At 72.6% G+C, this 12,804-nt stretch carries 10 protein-coding genes; 4 read left to right on the top strand and 6 right to left on the bottom strand.

What is annotated here, in order from left to right:
• The first annotated feature begins 93 nt into the window (after nucleotides 1–93).
• Complete coding sequence (atpB, locus tag WME82_RS42850; RefSeq protein WP_437854220.1) at nucleotides 94–861, top strand: F0F1 ATP synthase subunit A; 768 nt, start codon at nucleotides 94–96, stop codon at nucleotides 859–861.
• 289 nt (nucleotides 862–1,150) lie between these two features.
• Nucleotides 1,151–1,489: an ATP synthase F0 subunit C gene (locus WME82_RS42855; protein ID WP_012240589.1), complete on the top strand. Its 339-nt coding sequence runs from the start codon at nucleotides 1,151–1,153 to the stop codon at nucleotides 1,487–1,489.
• Between the two features lie 87 nt (nucleotides 1,490–1,576).
• Here WME82_RS42855 and WME82_RS42860 read toward each other — a convergent pair whose 3' ends face one another.
• The 3 genes from WME82_RS42860 to WME82_RS42870 all read right to left on the bottom strand — a co-directional run bounded on the left by WME82_RS42860 (nucleotide 1,577) and on the right by WME82_RS42870 (nucleotide 5,885).
• Entirely contained in the window at nucleotides 1,577–2,935 is a 1,359-nt protein-coding gene (locus WME82_RS42860) for a L,D-transpeptidase (RefSeq protein ID WP_438040011.1), read from the bottom strand.
• Between the two features lie 72 nt (nucleotides 2,936–3,007).
• Nucleotides 3,008–4,078 carry an FHA domain-containing protein gene (locus WME82_RS42865; protein WP_438040012.1) on the bottom strand — a complete coding sequence of 357 codons (1,071 nt, stop codon included), beginning with the start codon at nucleotides 4,076–4,078 and terminating at the stop codon, nucleotides 3,008–3,010.
• 193 nt (nucleotides 4,079–4,271) lie between these two features.
• Nucleotides 4,272–5,885, bottom strand: coding sequence for a hypothetical protein (locus tag WME82_RS42870; RefSeq protein WP_437742290.1), 1,614 nt, complete (start codon nucleotides 5,883–5,885; stop codon nucleotides 4,272–4,274).
• Nucleotides 5,886–6,245: 360 nt separating this feature from the next.
• Here WME82_RS42870 and WME82_RS42875 point away from each other — a divergent pair, with 360 nt between their 5' ends.
• Entirely contained in the window at nucleotides 6,246–9,635 is a 3,390-nt protein-coding gene (locus WME82_RS42875; protein WP_438040013.1) for a DNA translocase FtsK 4TM domain-containing protein, read from the top strand.
• A gap of 180 nt (nucleotides 9,636–9,815) precedes the next feature.
• A complete protein-coding gene (locus tag WME82_RS42880; RefSeq protein WP_162144043.1) occupies nucleotides 9,816–10,043 on the top strand; it encodes a hypothetical protein in 228 nt (75 codons plus the stop codon).
• A 451-nt stretch (nucleotides 10,044–10,494) separates the two neighbouring features.
• Here the strand turns inward: WME82_RS42880 and WME82_RS42885 are convergent, their stop codons facing one another.
• The 3 genes from WME82_RS42885 to WME82_RS42895 all read right to left on the bottom strand — a co-directional run bounded on the left by WME82_RS42885 (nucleotide 10,495) and on the right by WME82_RS42895 (nucleotide 12,750).
• Entirely contained in the window at nucleotides 10,495–10,854 is a 360-nt protein-coding gene (locus WME82_RS42885) for a hypothetical protein (RefSeq protein ID WP_438040014.1), read from the bottom strand.
• A gap of 249 nt (nucleotides 10,855–11,103) precedes the next feature.
• Nucleotides 11,104–11,400, bottom strand: coding sequence for a hypothetical protein (locus WME82_RS42890; protein WP_438040015.1), 297 nt, complete (start codon nucleotides 11,398–11,400; stop codon nucleotides 11,104–11,106).
• Nucleotides 11,401–12,159: 759 nt separating this feature from the next.
• A complete protein-coding gene (locus WME82_RS42895) occupies nucleotides 12,160–12,750 on the bottom strand; it encodes a hypothetical protein (protein WP_438040016.1) in 591 nt (196 codons plus the stop codon).
• Nucleotides 12,751–12,804 lie beyond the last annotated feature (54 nt).

A 12,804-nucleotide genomic window follows, 5' to 3' on the forward strand; every position in this document is an offset into this window, starting at 1 on the left:
ATCGAGGGCGAACTCCCACAAGGCGCGCCAGCGCTCGCGGCCGTGCCGGCACTGCCGCGCGGCTGCCGGCGCGGCGCATCGACGACGAAAGCCATGCCTGAGCACACAGGGTTCCTCACGTACCTCCTGGCGCAGCTCCCCGGACTCCGGGAGAACGCTCGCAACATCGGCAAGACGTTCATCGGTCACCACACCGTGGACTACCGCGGGACCGAGCCGATCTTCATGAGCCTTCTGATCATGGTGCTGTTCGTGTTCCTCGCCAGCGAGGTCCGCGGCCAGTACCGGCGCCTGAACGAGTCCGTGATCCCGGAGGACAAGCTCACGCTGCGCACGTTCTTCGAGGCGTTCTTCGGCTACTTCTACGGGATGGCCCGGGACGTGATGGGGCCCGCGAACGCGAAGCGGTACTTCCCGCTCATCGGGGGCTCGGCCGCGTTCATCTTCTTCTCGAACGCGTCGGCGCTCATCCCGGGAGTGAACCCGCCGACCTCGAACCTGAACATCACGATCGGGTGCGCGGTCGTGGTGTTCGTCCTGTTCAATTACTACGGGCTGAAGGAGAACGGCTGGAGCTACCTCGCTCACCTCGCCGGGCCGAAGTGGTACCTGGCGCCGCTCATCTTCCCCATCGAGGTCATCTCCACCTGCGTCCGCCCGGTCACGCTCTCGATCCGGCTCATGCTCAACATCGGCGTCGATCACCTCGTGGCGAGCATCTTCCTGGGGCTCGTCGCGCTGTTCGTCCCGGTGCCCCTGATGTTCCTGGCGATCATCGTCATCGTCGTGCAGACGCTGGTGTTCTGCCTGCTGAGCTGCATCTACATCGGGCTCGCGACCGAGAAGGCAGACCACCACTGACCGCTTCGCCTGACCGCCTGGTCAGCCGCCCACCGGCGCCGCGGAGAATGGCGCTGGAGGTGAAGAGAAGGCTAGCCAGCCCTCGAAAATCGGATTAGAGGGGCCCCGCTGTCGATGGGTTGCCCCACAACGGTGGTGGATCGCGGAAGCGCGGCCCCTGCCGAGCAGTAGCAGAGGTCCCTGGAGCGATCCCCGGATCTCGATGGGGGACCGCCCCGCGGCCCCCGACCCAGGCAGATGTTTCGCATGCAGCCCCGCGGGCTGTGTGGCTTGAAAGGAGCAGATTCGGATGTCGCTGAAGAGCAAGCTGTCGCTGTCCGCCGTTGTCGGCACTGCGCTGGTACTGGTTCCCGCTATGGCGCTGGCGCAGGATGGCGCGGCGTCGAACAAGTACGACGCGAACTCGTGGCTCGCCGTCGCTGCCGGATTCGCGATCGGCATCGCTGCCCTCGGCGGCACCATGGGCCAGGGGCGCGCGGCAGCCGCCGCCCTGGAGGGCATCTCCCGGAACCCGGGCGCCGCTGCCCGGATCCAGACCCCGATGATCCTCGGCCTGGCGCTCATCGAGTCGCTCGTGCTCCTCTCCTGGGTCATCGCGTTCTTCCTCCAGGGCAAGATCGCCCCCTGAGCCAGCGCTCGCCGCGCCACCGGGCCCGGCTCCGCTGCTCCTTCCCGCCCCCTCCTCGCTACCCCCTGACGGGCCTCGCGCCTGCCGCTACCTCACGCGCACGACGGTGCCCGGCTCGTGCGCCGTGGGGAGGACGGCCGTCCAGCCGGCGGGGAGCCGGGGCGACGTCCACCAGAACAGCCGCTGCGCATCGAGCGGAGCCAGGTTCACGCAGCCATGGCTCCGCACCTGACCGAACGAGCGATGCCAGAACGCGCCGTGCAGCCCGATCCCCTTCGAGAAGTACTGGACGTAGGGGACGTCCTCCATCCGGTAGTACCGCTCGGCGGCCTCGTCCTCGAGGTTGTCCATGTCCGAGGTGAGCAGCTTGGCCCAGATCCGGAAGGTGCCGGCGGGCGTGGCGCGCTGCGACCCGGGCGCGCCCTTGCCGGTCGAGACGAGCGTCGCGAACACGGGGCGAGGCCCTTCGTAGGCCACCAGCGTCTGCGTCGAGCGCTCGACGTCGATCCAGCGCTCACCCGCCTCGACGTCGACCTCGGGCGGCGGCGCCACCGAGGGGCGCCGGAGATCGCGGGTCGAGATCCACGCCGCGACGTCGCCCTCCGCGATGCGCGCGAGCTTCCCCGAGGCGCCCTGCGCCTCCTCCAGGTAGGGGACCACCTCGAACCGCACCTTGCTCTCCTCGGTCCGCGTGAAGCCCGCCTCCGTCCGCGTGTAGAGCGGAGCCCGCTCCGACACGACCCACGCGGTCGCGATCTGCGCGGCGCCCGGCGCGACGTCCACCCCGTGGAACGCGAACGCGCGCACTGGACCGAGATCTCGCATCGGCAACCAGAAGCCGCTGTTCGTGCGGCCGTACCGGGCGCCTCCCTCGATCCGCTCCTCGACGATCGCCACCGCGAAGCCAGGCTCGAGCTGCGCGTCCGGCGCGTCGATGTCGGCCGCCTCGGCCCGCCGATAGCCGAAGGTCCCGTCGGGGCCGACGAAGTAGTAGCGGTAAGGGAGCCCATCGGGCATCTCGCGCCACGTCCGCACCAGCGGGCTGATCGGACCCGCGGCGGAGAGCTCGACGGCGTCGTCGCAGACCCAGGCCGCGGCGCCCACCTCGAGCCAGCGCCCGAGGCATCCGCCGGCGCGCCTGGCCGCAAAGAGGGGCAGCTGCACATTGCGATCGACGGAGCCGCGCCGGCGCGCGCCCTCGCCGGGGGCGTCGAACAGCGGCTGGTCGCGCTTGAGCACGCGCGCGCTCCTGACCCACGCCGGCAGCGGCGTGTCGCCCGCGGAGACCCACGGCGGCAGCTGCGAAGCGAGGACCGCTCCGCCCCAGATCGCCACGCCTAGGCCGACCGCCGCGGCGCCGCCGCGCAGCGCGCCGCGGCGCGCTCGTCGCAGCGCGCCGCGCCGCCGTTCCTGCGAGCCGGCCTCGGCGCCTTCACGCTTCGTCATCCTGCGGCGAGATCCTAAGCCCTCGCCTGCGCTCCAGCCAAACTCCCGCCTGCGCGCCCGCGGCCGGCGGGTTCAGCGGTAGGAGAAGCGCACTTCGTGATCGCAGATCCGGAAGAGATCGCCCTCGACGATGGCCTTCCGGGCGATGCGCTGGCCGTTGTACTCGACGCCGTTCGTCGAGCCCATGTCGACCATGTAGTACTGGCCGTTCAGGAACTCGACCATGGCGTGCTGGCGCGACACGTTCGGGTCCTTGATCGTCAGGTCGCTCGACTGCTTGCCGCGCCCGATGATGAACCGATCCTTGTTCACCACGAACCGCTGCCCCGCGTAGAACGCGGCGAGCGTCGGGCCGACGGGGACCTGGTTCGGCATCCCCATGGCCATCGGCGGCGGACCCGGCACGCTGCTGGAGGCCTGCGGCGGAGCGACATACGGCGGCGGCGACAGCGGAGGCGCGAGGGGCGGCGCCACCGGCGGTCCCATCGGCGAGGCGTAACCGGCGGCGTTGCTCAGCGGCGGCGGCGGCCCCGAGCGGCTCACCGAGGCGCCCGGGAGGCTCTGGCGCCCGCCGGGGTTCGTGGCCTGCGACGGGAGCGGCGGCGGCGCGCCGAGGCGCGTCACGCTGGTCGGCGGAGGCGGCGGGCCGCCGACGCGACCCGGGACGGGCGGCGGCACGGGCAGGCTGGGCCGCTTGCCGCCCGCGTTGCTGCTGCCGGGGGGCGGCGGCGGCGGCGGCGGCGCGCCCGGACGGACCTGCCCCGGAGGCGGAGGAGGCGGCGTGATCGCCGGGACCGGCGTCGGCCCTGGCCCGACGGGCGCCACGCCGTACTGCGGCGACGGCGCGCCATACGCAGGCGCCGAGGCGCCGTAGGGCATCCCGGCTGCCGGCTGCTGCTGCAAGCCTCCCAGGGGCGGCGCCGAGCCGGACGTCGCCAGCCCTGGCGGCTGGGGCGTCGCGAGGGGAGGTGGCGCGCTGGCCTGATGAGCGTGCGGGACCGCCATGTGCCCGGAGGGGGGCACCGCGTCGCCCCTGGCGGGCGGCGGGAACGGCGTGCGCGGGCTGTAGCTTCGCTGCCGCGCGTACTGCTTCATCGACTCGTTGATGAGGTAGTCGATGGAGCACTCGAGCTCGCGCGCCATCTGCTCGAACGTCTCCCAAAGGACATCGCGACACTGGAACGTCCGTGCGCTTTTCTTGTTCGGATCCGCGCTCATCTCTACCCAACGATAATGGAGGATGAATTGCGCTGGGAAGCCTCCTCCCGGCCTCTTCCCTGCAAGCAGCTGACGGCTCTGGGCCGCGCGTGACGCGCGCGGCGGACGAAGAAGCGCGTCACTTCTTCTCGCCCTTCTCGAGCTCCGGCTTCCTGTCCTGCATGGCCGGCTCGATGCAGTACTGAACGAACTCGCCGACGGTCTTCACGTCCCTGAGCTCGCGCTCGGTCGATCCCTCTTTCTGCACCTCGCACGCCCACTTGCAGTCCGGGTCGGCCTCGCAGACCGGCACGCGCGTGGTGTCGCCCTCGAGCGGCTTGACCGCCGGGAGATCGGCCGCCGTGCCGAACGTGAAGTAGTAGGCGATCGCGCTCGTCCGCACCGCCGCCGGCCCCGCGGTGAAGTGCTTCTTCAGCGCCTCGACGGGCGAGCCCTCCTTCAGGTCGCCGAGCGCGGCGCCGTACGTGAGCGCCTCCGGCATGGCGAACCCCTTGCTGTCCTTGCCGTCGGGGAGCCTGCTCATGAACTCGTCGATGTGCTTCGCCGTCGACATCTTCAGGATGGTCGCGGCGGCGGCGCGGCGGATCTTCCACTTGTCGGTCTTGAAGAGGCCGTAGAGCTTCTCGACGACGAGCTCGCGCGGCATCTCGCCGACGCGGCGGAAGGCCTGGTCGAGCACCGCGTCGGGCGCGTCCGCGGTCGCGATCTCGAGGATGCGCTGGATGTCGCTCGGGTTGTTGCGATCGAGCCGGCCTTCGAGCGCGGCGAGGGCGGCCTGGCGGCGCTTCTCCGGCTGCTCCTTGTTCGCTGCGAACCCGAGGAGGAAGTCCACCGACGGCCGGCCGCCGAGCTTCTTCATCGACCCGAAGACCCGGAACAGCTCCTCCTCCTGGTACTGCGCGAGCTGCGCCTCGAACTGCTTCTCGGTCGGCGCGAGCTTCGACGCGGCGTTCGCCGCCTGGAGCTCGGGCTTCTTGACGGCGGTCCACTCGCCGGAGGTGACGAACCTGGCGATGGCGACCAGGTTCGCCGAGGCGGCCTCCTTCGTCGGCGGGTCGCCGTACTCGGCCACGAGCGAGGCCAGCTGGTCGAGCCGCTTCGCCTCGCGGGTCATCAGCTTCGGCAGGCCGGCCACCGCGGCGGGGCCGATGAAGCGCAGGAGCTGCTCCATCCCGTAGGCCTGCGAGCGGTCCTCGAGCCGGTGCTCGAAGTCCGCCATCGCCCAGTCGATGAGGGCGGCCTTGAGCCCCTCCTTCAGCCCCTCGTCCGCGATGATCACGGTCCGATCCGACGTGAGCATGGCGTACGCCGCGTCCTTGTAAGGGAACGACGTGTCCTGAGGGAGCGGCTGCCCTGGCTGCGCGACGGGCGGCGGCTTCCTCAGCTCGGCGATGATCGACGGCACGAGCGCCGCCACGATGGATTGCCGGGCCTCCGGCGCCATGGTCGCGAGGGTCTCGACCATGATGCCGATGCCCACGCGCCGGCCCTGCCGCGGCTTCATGCGGATGAGCGAGGTGGCCGCCTCGACGCGGAGCGAGCTGTCGTACTTATCGTGAAACAGCACCGCCCTGAGCTTGTCCGGGCCGTGCGCCGTGGTCTCCCACCGGTGGATGTCGTTCTCGTTGACGCGGCACCCGCTCGTCGCGAGCCCTGCGCCCGCGGTCGCGAGGCACAGCAAAAGAAGGCCCGCAGCGCCGACGCGCCGCCCTGCTCGTTCGACAGTTTCCATGCACGTCCCAGGAGGGTCGGGATGGTACCGCCCGCAGCGCTCTGTTTGAAAGAATTTCAAGGCCGGGATAGAGAGGAGCCTTTTCAAAGTCTGCGCGAAATCTGGCCAGAACTCCAGCGCGCCGTCGGCCGGCGATCCCCACCCTCCCGGCTCCCTCCCCCTCGCCTACGCAGCCCGGAAGCGGCTGCGTTTCGCCCTCCCGGCGAGCTCAGGCGCGCGGCGCTTGGCGGCGCTCACGCCGCCTCGCCCCTTCCTTGCCCGTCCCGCCGCTTCCGGTCTCTTCCACTTCTTGCAGTCCTCCCATACTTCTTGCCCCCGGAGCGAAGTGCGCATATGTGAGCAAAGTAGGTACAGGTAGGTATGCACGTCCCCTTGTTCGCTCCTCGCCGTGCCCAGCCCGCCGCCGGCCTTGGCGAGCCCTTGCGGTCCGGCGCGCGCGGCGCCGCGCGGACCAGCCCAGCAGGGATCGCGGGTCCTGCTGCGCCGCCGGGCCATGGCTACACCCGGGATGCGGCGGCGCTGGTTCTGCTGGTCTCCGCCCTGTACAGCGCGCTGGCGCTCGCGTCCTTTCGCGGGGATCCGCTGCGGCCGGAGGTCTCCGGCGACGACTGGGTGGGGCCCGTGGGCGCTGCGCTCGCCGGGACGTCGATCGAGGCGATCGGCGTCATCGCGTGGTTCGTCCCGCTCGAGCTCGCGCTGCTCGCGATGCCGCTCCTGGGGGCGAAGCGCTCGATCGCCAGCCTGTTCCGGCTGAGCGGCGACATCGTGGTGGTCATCGTGCTCGCGGCGCTCGCGCACGTCGCGTTCCCGCGCGCGGTCGCGTTCGGCGCGATGCCGCTCGGCGGGGCCGTGGGCGAGCTGTTCGGGGAGGTGCTGCGCGCGCTCTTCTCGAACATCGGGTCCTACATCATCGGGCTCACCATCGTCGCGCTCATCCTGATGGGCCGCGCGACGTTCTCGTTCATCGAGCTCGCGCACCGGGCCGAGCAGCTCGCGATCGCCATCGCCGTGCGCGTCGCCGGCTGGGCGCGCGCGCTCTTCGGGGCGTGGGCCGCGGCGCGCGACCTGGAGCGGCAGACCGAGGCCAAGACGCAGAACGCGCCGCCGATCATCGCGCGCAACTCGAGTCCGGACGCGATCATCGCCGCGCTCGCCGACGACACCGACGAGCGGCCCTCCGATCCCGCCGCCAGGGCAACGCCCGTCGAGCCGGCGCCCGTCGAGGCGCCGGCGCTCGATCTCTGGAAGAGCGCGCCGTTCGACGCGTCCCCCGAGGAGCCGGCCGCCCCGGCGAAGCCGCGGCGCGGGCGGAAGGCGCAGGCCAAGGAGCCGCGCGAAGCGGCGCATCTGGGCGCGGAGCCGCGCGGGGCAGAGCCGCACGACGCTGAGCCGCGCGAGGTGGAGATCCACGGCGGGGAGGCGCACGAGGTGGTGACCCACGGCGCCGAGCCGCACGAGCTGGTGATCCACGGCGGTGAGACGCACGAGGTGGTGACCCGCGGCGCCGAGCCCAGCGAGGCAGCGCAGCGGGACGACGAGCCGCGCGAGGCGTTGTCGCACGGCGCCGAGCCGCGCGGCCGGGCGCAGCGCGCTGCCGAGCCGCGCGAGGGAACGCAGCGCCGAGCAGCACGACGTCGCGCCGCGCCTCCCGCGGCGCCGCGCGGCGCCGCCGCCCAGGAGGACAGCGAAGAGCCGCCGTTCGGAGGCGAGGCGCACATCGACGAGGAGGAGGGCAACCTCGACGAGGAGCAGGGCGACCTCGACGAGGAGCAGGGCGACCTCGACGAGGACGAGCCGGTGGCGCTCGCGGCGCTCGACCCGGGTGACGACGAGATGGTGACCGCCCTCGGAGAACCGGACGAGGTCGACGTGCCGACACCGTCGCCCATCCTGCCCGTGCGCCACCGGCGCGAGCTGCCGGTGCGCGAGCTGCCCGCGCGTGAGCTGCCCGCGCGCGCGCCGGACGCCGCGGCGGCTCATCGCGAGCTGCCCGCGCGCGCGCCGGACGCCGCGGCGGCTCATCGCGAGCTGCCCGCGCGCGCGCCGGACGCCGCGGCGGCTCATCGCGAGCTGCCCGCGCGCACGCCGGACGCCGCGGTGGCCCACCGCGAGCCCTCGCCCGCCATCGGCCCGGAGCGGGCTCGCGGGGTCGCGCCGCGCGACCCGACCATCGTCGATACGAGCCGCGAGCTCGTCAGCGAGAAGCCGGCCGCGGTGAAGGTCGTCCCGGCGGCCGGAGCGGGCTTCCGCCTGCCGCTGACGGACATGCTCGAGGCGGCCGCGGGCGGGCGCCTGCAGCTCGACGCGGATCAGCTGAAGGCGACCGCGCAGCTCCTCGAGAAGACGCTCGCCGACTACGGCGTCAGCGGGAAGGTCGAGGAGATCCACCCGGGGCCGACCGTCACGACGTTCGAGGTCTCGCCCGCCGCCGGCACCAAGGTGTCGAAGGTCGCAGGCCTCGCGGACGACCTCGCGCTCGGCCTCTCGCGCAAGGTCCGCATCGTCGCCCCCATCCCCGGCAAGAACCGGATCGGCTTCGAGATCCCGAACGAGCACCGCCTGCCCGTCAACCTGCGCGAGCTCGTCGAGGATCGCCGCTTCATGGAGATGAAGGCGCCGCTTCCGTGCGTGCTCGGCCGCGACATCATCGGGACGCCGTACTTCGCCGACCTCGCGTCGATGCCGCACGTCATCGTCGCGGGCGCGACCGGCGCGGGCAAGAGCGTGGGCCTCAACGTGATGCTGGTGAGCCTGCTCTTCCGCAAGACGCCGGAGGAGCTCAGGCTGCTGATGATCGATCCCAAGGTCGTCGAGCTCGCGCCCTTCGACCGCATCCCGCACCTGCTCCTGCCGGTCGTGACGGACATGAAGCAGGCGGCGAACGCGCTCAAGTGGGCCGTCGACGAGATGGAGCGCCGGTACCAGCTCTTCGCGAACGCGGGGACGAAGAACATCACGACCTACAACGCCTGGGTCGAGCGCGTGCAGCGCGGCGAGGCGCGCCCGCCGAAGCCCCCGGCCAAGGTGAGCGCCGTCGGCGCCGACGGGCTCGAGGTGGAGATCGACGCGGCGAAGGACGGGTCGGACGCGGCGCTGCCGGAGAAGATCCCGTTCATCGTGATCGTGGTCGACGAGTTCGCCGACCTCATGATGCAGCAAGGCAAGGACGTGGAGGCGAGCGTGGCCCGCCTCGCGCAGAAGGCGCGCGCCGCCGGCATGCACGTGATCCTCGCGACGCAGCGGCCGAGCGTCGACGTGATCACCGGCATGATCAAGGCGAACTTCCCGACGCGCATCGCCTTCCGTGTCGCGCAGAAGGTGGATAGCCGGACGATCCTCGACGAGCAGGGCGCGGAGCACCTGCTCGGCCGCGGCGACATGCTGATCAAGATGAACGGCTCGAACGATACGCGCCGCGTCCAGTGCCCGTTCTGCTCGGAGGAGGAGGTCCAGAAGATCACCGACTTCCTCCGGCTCCAGGGCGAGCCCGTCTACGACGAGGCGATCCTCCGGCCCCGAGACGACGAGGGCGAGGAGCCCGACACGTCCGACGCGGAGGCCGATCCGATGTACGACGCCGCGGTTCGCATCGTGGCCGACACCCGGCGCTGCTCGACCTCGTGGCTGCAGCGCAAGCTCGGCGTCGGCTACAACCGCGCGGCCAAGCTGGTCGAGGCGATGGAGAAGCGCGGGCTCGTCGGGCCCGCGAACGGCGCCAAGGATCGCGAGGTGCTGATCGCGCCGATTTGACCCTATGTGATTTATCTTGACGCCACTGCACAGAGGGTGTTGGCACGCCGCCGACCCAGGCAAGCGGGACAGACGGGATGTCGAGGAGCACACAGCGTCGAGGTGCCCGCCGACGGGGCTGCGCGCCGGCATGGCGGTTCTTTTGACTTTCCCGTTCGAATGCTTCATGGAGCACCCAGGATGGCGCCCGAGGAAACGCGCACGCGTCTGATCGCCCAGATCGCGAGCCTCCTGAACGACGGGACGATGCCCGCAGACGCCCGCGCAGCGGGGCTGACGCTCATCGGCTGGCTCGCGAGACGCATGCCCGGAGAGGCCGCATCGCGGGATGGTGTCGAGGAGATGTGCCGTCGCGCGGCGGTCCTGGGCTGCCGGCCGCGGCGCATCGGTGGACGGCGCTCCACCTGACCCGGCGTCATTGCACGGGCCGCGGACGCACCCGCGCGTGCCCCGTTCTCAACCAGGATCCGCCAGGCCCCCTGGCCGGGCGCTTTGCAGGCGCACGCGGGGTTCGCTCCTTATACGTCGGGCCACGTCGAATTCACGTCGGAGCGTTGCCTTGGATCCGCGTTCGCGTCGCGAATGTGTGCCAGCACCGGGTTCTGACGGGCACCTGACGGGCACCTGACGGGCAACGATGGCGAGGTGAGCGCTAAAAGCGACATCCGTACCGTAATTTGTACGTGCCGTAGCGAGCGCGGCTAAGCTCCTGGGTGGCGCGGCTTTCCGCGCCGCGGGGCTCGCGCGACGCCCGATCCGGGACGTCGGCTCGCTCGGTACCATGGGGTAAACGGCCGCAGTGGGGCCTGTGATAGGTGGTGTTGCTCATGGCGAACCGCGTGGTCGCCCTCCCCGAACCTCACCCGAATGACGATGAAGATGTCGTGTGGGGGATCTCCACGGCAAGCGCGCTGTGGGCGCGCGGCGAGCGGCGCGACGCTATCGTGTGGCTGCGACGCGCGGCCGACGCCGCCGGGTCGGCCGGGCAGCCGTTCCGCGCCTCGGAGCTCGGGCTGTGCGTGACGGCGCTCGAGGAGGTCATGGCCTCGGAGGTCGGGCAGCCGAGCGATCCCGATCTCCTGGAGACCATCGACAGCGAAGGCGACGCGCCGCCCCCGTCCTCTGACGAGGCGCCGCCGTCGGACGAGCAGACCTGGCGCCGCCGCATGTCGCTCACCCAGGAGCTGCGCGCCTCGATGCCCTCGATCGAGATCGACATGTTCGAACCGCTCTCGCAGCCGGAGCTGGCGGCCGAAGCAGAGCGACTGACGGGGTCGTCCCGGCCGTCGCCGCCGCTCAGCCCGGGCGCAGAGGGCGGGCAGGGCGCCGGAGCACGACCGATCGCGCCGTTCCCCCCCGCGCCGCCCGGCCATGCGCAAGGCAGCACGTCGCCCCCCACGCCGCCGATGGCGCAGCGGCCGACGCAGCAGCCTCCCGGCGGTGCCTTCCCGCAGGCTGCGCCGCCCGTTCAGCCGCCGTCGCCGCCCTTCGCGCCGGCGGCTCCACCTGCCGTGTCGCGCTCGCAGCCGCCGCCCTTCGCGCCGGCGGCTCCGCCCGTGTCGCGCTCGCAGCCGCCGCCCTTCGCGCCGGCGGCTCCGCCTGCCGTGTCGCGCTCGCAGCCGCCGCCCTTCGCGCCGGCGGCTCCGCCTGCCGTGTCGCGCTCACAGCCGCCGCCCGCCGCGTACCCGCAGCGGCTCGACCCACCGCACGCGCAACCGCTGGCGCCGTCGGCCGCGCCCTCCGCACCGCCGACGGCTGCGCCCAACGTCCAGGCCGGCGCGATGTACCGGAGTCAGCCACCGCCGGCGGCTGCGCTGCCCGCCCCCATGGCGAACGCCATTCCGCCGCTGCCTCCCGCGCCGGGGGTTCCGTCGTTCCGGCAGCAGCTCACCACGGACCCGCTTCTGGTGACAGCGCAGGTGAAGACACCGAGCGCGCGACCGCCCGCCCCGATACCACCGCCGGCCGTACCGCGGGGAGCATCGCGGCGGCCGTCATCGATCCCCCCTCGCCCTGCCTCCGTGCCCACGCCGCAGGAGCTGCAGTCTGCCCTACCTCCATCGCCGGAGCGCGGCCGGTCCGACCCCGCGATGAGCCCCCTGCAGCCCCCGCGCCCCGCCGGGATACGCTCCATGAGCGAGCCACCGCCCGCGGCACCGCGACCTCCGTCGGCGCTTCCGGCGGTACCTCTACCTGCTCCACCGCTGCCGAGCCTCATCGCGGAGCCGCAGCCGCCGGCGACAGGAGGCGCCGCGCCCGCGTCGCGCCCGCCGTCGTTCAGACCTCCGCCAGCGCCGCATCCGGCGTCCCTCGGACTTCCGCCAGCGCCGCCCCCGCCGTCGTTCGGGCCTCCACCCGCGTCGCACCCGCCGTCGTTCGGACCTCCGCCAGCGCCGCCTCCGCCGTCGTTCGGGCCTCCACCCGCGCCGCCTCCGCCCACGTTCGGGTCTCCACCCGCGTCGCACCCGCCGCCTTTTGCGCCCCCGCGCCCGCAGCCTGCGGCAGTTCCGCATCCGCCGTCTTTTCAACCTCCGCGCCCGCAGCCTCCGCCTCCGCCCGCCGTGCCGACACCCGCTGCGCCGTCAGCTGGCGTGCTTGCACACCCGCAGGTGCTCCCCCCGCCGGTGTCGCCGCCGTCTTTCGCGCCGCCGCAGCCGCCGATCAGCACGCCGCCACACCCGCAGGCTCTGCCTCCCCCGACGCCGCCGCCGCCCACGCTGACCTCCGCGACACCGCCGCCCGGCGCGCTTCCGCCGCCCGCTGCGCCGCCGCTGGCCTCGTCGATGCCGGTCGCGCCGCCTGCTGCGCCTCCCGATGCGCCCTCGGGGGCCGCCGCGCCACCGCCATCACCTGCCGTGCCGCCGCTCGCCGCGCCGCCGCCATCGCCTGCTGCGCCACCGCTGTCTGTCTCGGCGTCCGCCACGCCATCACCCGCCGGCCCGCCGCCCGCCGCGCCATCGCCGGCGTCCGTGCCGCCGCCCGCGCAGCCCGCCGCGCCATCGTTGCCGGTATCCGCCGCACCTCTGGCCGCAGCGGCTTCGCTCCAGACATCGGCGTCGCACCAGGCCCCGAGCCCTCCAGCCCCCGCCGACGAGCACGCGCCCAGCGACGACATCGGCGAGATCGTCGTCGAGGCTGAGGCCCCGACGCCCACCCCTGCCCGCACAGG

It is taken from the genome of Sorangium sp. So ce128, from assembly GCF_051525245.1.
GTDB classification, from domain to species: Bacteria; Myxococcota_A; Polyangia; order Polyangiales; family Polyangiaceae; genus Sorangium; species Sorangium cellulosum_B.